Source organism: Photobacterium sp. OFAV2-7, from assembly GCF_022347985.1.
GTDB lineage: Bacteria > Pseudomonadota > Gammaproteobacteria > Enterobacterales > Vibrionaceae > Photobacterium.
Genome location: NZ_JAKRFQ010000530.1, coordinates 1 through 3,608 on the forward strand (window position 1 = coordinate 1; position 3,608 = coordinate 3,608).

The window sequence follows — 3,608 nt, forward strand, 5'->3', positions numbered from 1 at the left end:
TGAAATATGCTCACGCCGGTGGTTACAACCCTCCGATCATTGTGATCCACGGTAACCTGGTGAATGAGCTGCCGGGTTCTTACAAGCGCTACCTGATGAACTACTACCGCAAGTCACTGGAGATGATGGGGACGCCGATCCGCATTCAGTTCCAGAGCAGCGACAACCCGTTTGAAGGCAAGAAGCAAAAACTGACGGTGTCTCAGGAGCGTCAGCGCAAGCGTCTGACCAGCGCCATCAAGAACCGGGACAAGTAATTCCGGCCGTTGCCAAGAAGCGATTTTTATTGCTGACAAGATTGATAAACCCAGCCTGAGGCTGGGTTTTTTTATGTGTTTGCATATTGGTATACAATGCCTGCATCAATGTAGTTGCAAAGGAAAGAAGATGTCAGTTGTTACCCCGACCCAGGTGCTATTTGCCCAGCCGCAATGGCAAGCCCGGGCTGAAGTTCAGTTATGTATCCCGGCCGAATGTGGAGGAAGTTGGCTGGTAACTGATAAGACGCCTTTTCACCCTGTCAGCCACATATGGCCAGATCACCCTGCTGATCATGGATCGGTGGTGATTAACGACCACTGTTATGAGGTTGCCGGTTGTTATACCGGCGCCGTCGAGCTGGCAAGCGGGAACCTGTTTGTCGGTAAGGATATTCCTGTAAAACGTGATACCGAGGGTTGGGTCTTTGTTGTGGTGCATCATACCGAACATGCTCTGGAGCTGGCTGCCGGTTCACTGGTAGAGCTGGATGTCGACAAAGTCCGCCAACAGGCTCTGAGCCGAGGTCATAGTGGGGGACACCTTTCGTCACTGGCACTGAATAAGGTGTTGCATCATGACTTTTGGCGCAAAGATGCCTCGCGTAAGGATGAAATGGGGCATTACGACTTTCATAGCTATGCGCAAACCGAGAGTCGGGTGTCGGAAGACTGCAGTACAGATACCTACCGGTTAGGAAAAACACTGCGTAAACGTGGGTTGAACAGTGCAGATCTACTGCAACGCCTGGATGAAGTCGAGACCAGGATCAATCAGCAGCTGGAAATATGGCGTCAGGCCGGTGCGGCTGTGGTGATGCGTTGTGAAGGGAAGGCGCTGACAGACTCGCGGTACTGGCAGTGCGAGCTCGAAGGTGGTGTGCTGATTGAAATTCCCTGCGGCGGAACACACATTGGCTCACTGGCCGATTATAGTAAAATTGCTGTTGAATTTCAGTTGGTTAGTGAACAAGAACTGATTATGGTCACCAAAACAGCAGGATAACCAGCGCCTGGGGATGTATCAGGCAGCACAGTGTTGATGTCCCGTTGCCTGATACAGTCAATTGTCAGCTGAACGATAGCAAGAGATTTTATTTCTTACTTGATCTTCTCGTATATAGCGAAACGATAAGATATATATATCGTTTAAAATCCAAAAACAGAACATGTAACTTATGCTTTCGGGATGTGTATTGATAAATATTCTTTTGGTACCTGATCGCTGATCACGATGGCTTTTTAGGTTGATCAACAGATTCACGCACGATCAAGCTGCCAGAAAATAACGCGATAGCGCTGATCTTTTCACCTTTTAACAGTAACAGCGTCTGTTCGACCGCAGCTTGCGCCATGGCCTCTACCGGAAGCATAACGCTGGAGAGGCTAGGTATTAAGAACGGACCGGCTGGATCGTTGTCAAAACCCATCACCGAAACCTCCTCCGGAACCTTAATGCCAGCTTCGTGCAGTGCTCGGATTGCTCCCATTGCCATGCCGTCGTTGGCAGTAAATATTGCGCTGAAAACGTGCCCACTGGCTAGCAATTCCTGACAGCCACGATAGCCACTCTCGGTGTAATAGTCGCCGTGGTATATCCCGCAGTGATCGAGCTGGTGCCTGGCCAGTGTGTCTTTGAAGCCCTGCAGACGCAGGCCGGAGTTAACCGAGTCTTCAGGGCCGCTGATACAGGCAATATTGTGGTGAGCTTTGGCAATCAGGAACTCTGTCGCCTGGCAGGCTGCCTTGTATTGGTCGAAACAGATACAGCGCTCCTCATAACCTTCCACCATCTGGTTGATGACAACTAGCGGAACCGGCAGCGTCTCCATCAGCCGTTTCAGGCTCTCGGCTGGCATTTTCCGGGTGTAGAGGATAATCGAATCAACCTTGCGTTCGAGCAGGCTGCTGATCGCAAGCTCTTCAGACTCCGCGCTGTGGCCGCCGTCCATGATCAGCAACTGCTTGGCTGCACTGGTACTGGTTTCCGATGCCTTGCGCATCAGGCCGCTGAAATAAGCCCCTTCAAATGCTGAAACCACCAGACCTAATGTATTGGTACAGTTGGTTGCCAGTGCACGGGCTAGGCTGTTGGGTTTGTAGCCGAGGGTTTCCATAGCTTGATATACGGCGTCGGCGGTGGATTTCTTGACTTGCCCGGTGTTGTTGAGTACGCGGGAAACCGTGGCTTTGGACACACCGGCAAGCTTGCATACATCGTTAATCGTTGCCATGGGGGAATCTGTTCCTGAAATAATGCCTGACTGAAAAGGTAAAAGCCCGAGCAATGCGCGAGAGACGTATTGTCGGGCATGATCCCTCTTCGGATCAACAAGGAATTGTCGTTGATACACGCCGTTAGCGTGTGACACCATTCGACTTAATCACTTCCTGATACCAGAAGAATGATTTTTTGCGCTGACGGGACAGGCCGTTTTCACGATCAACATAGACGAAACCATATTGTTTTTGGTAACCGTTCAGCCAGCTCAGCAGATCAATAAAAGACCACGGATAGTAACCGCGTACATCGATACCCTGCTTGATAGCGTCTTCAGCGGCAGCAATATGGCTGGATAGGTAATCGATACGCGGGTCATCGACGACCTCACCGTTAATGATTGGGTCCTTGGCGCCCAGGCCGTTTTCGGTGATATAAAACGGAATATCACCATAGCGCTCTTTCAGTCGCATCATTCCGATGCACAGTCCTTGTGGATAAATTTCCCAATCCCAGTCGGTATAGGTTGACTCGGGATTACGGACGAACTTGAACAGTCCTTTGAAGCCAAATTCTTGCCCTGACCCTTTTTGCCCCGTGGTATTAATTTGGGTGTTGTCGGTATCTGGGTTGGCTGCCACCCATTCGCGTTTGTAGTAATTGACCCCGATAAAGTCGCAGATATTGTCCTTGAGCAGGGCTTCATCTTCGGGAGCAAACTCGGGAACGCCCCAGGTCAGCTGTGCCATGTTTAGGATGTGCGGCGGATACTCTCCCTTGAGCACCGGATCATAGAGCCAGTGGGTCAGCAGATCATCGGCCATCTTGCTGGCGGCGACATCTTCCGGGCTATTGGTGATCGGGTCATGGGGTTGCATGACGTTGACAAAGCCAATTTGAGCGTTGACCGGCACGCGGCCTTGTGCCTGATAGTGGCGGAATAACCTGACGGCCTTGGCATGGGCAATAAATACGTGATGACAGGCTTGGATACCACGCTTGGGATCGGTCAGGCCCGGAGGGTGGGCGCCGGTAAAGTAGCCCATACCGATAAAGATCAGTGTTTCATTGAAGGTTGACCACAGATCGACGCGGTCACCGAATGCCTCGTAGCATAAACGGGCATATTG

The 3,608-nt window shown here is 51.1% G+C and carries 3 protein-coding genes and 1 pseudogene; 2 read left to right on the forward strand and 2 right to left on the reverse strand.

All coding sequences use genetic code 11. The features are described from left to right. Nucleotides 1-257 (forward strand): annotated as a pseudogene (locus tag MHN01_RS20320) (ribosome biogenesis GTPase Der); the annotation flags it as partial. 130 nt (nt 258-387) lie between these two features. Continuing rightward, nucleotides 388-1,263, forward strand: coding sequence for an alanyl-tRNA editing protein (locus tag MHN01_RS20325; protein WP_239413073.1), 876 nt, complete (start codon nt 388-390; stop codon nt 1,261-1,263). Between the two features lie 223 nt (nt 1,264-1,486). On the opposite strand, the gene MHN01_RS20330 is transcribed toward MHN01_RS20325, so the two are convergent. Then, nucleotides 1,487-2,491, reverse strand: coding sequence for a LacI family DNA-binding transcriptional regulator (locus MHN01_RS20330; RefSeq protein WP_239413075.1), 1,005 nt, complete (start codon nt 2,489-2,491; stop codon nt 1,487-1,489). Nucleotides 2,492-2,615: 124 nt separating this feature from the next. Beyond that, nucleotides 2,616-3,608: glycoside hydrolase family 1 protein (locus MHN01_RS20335; RefSeq protein ID WP_239413077.1), on the reverse strand; the 993-nt coding region annotated here is incomplete at its 5' end.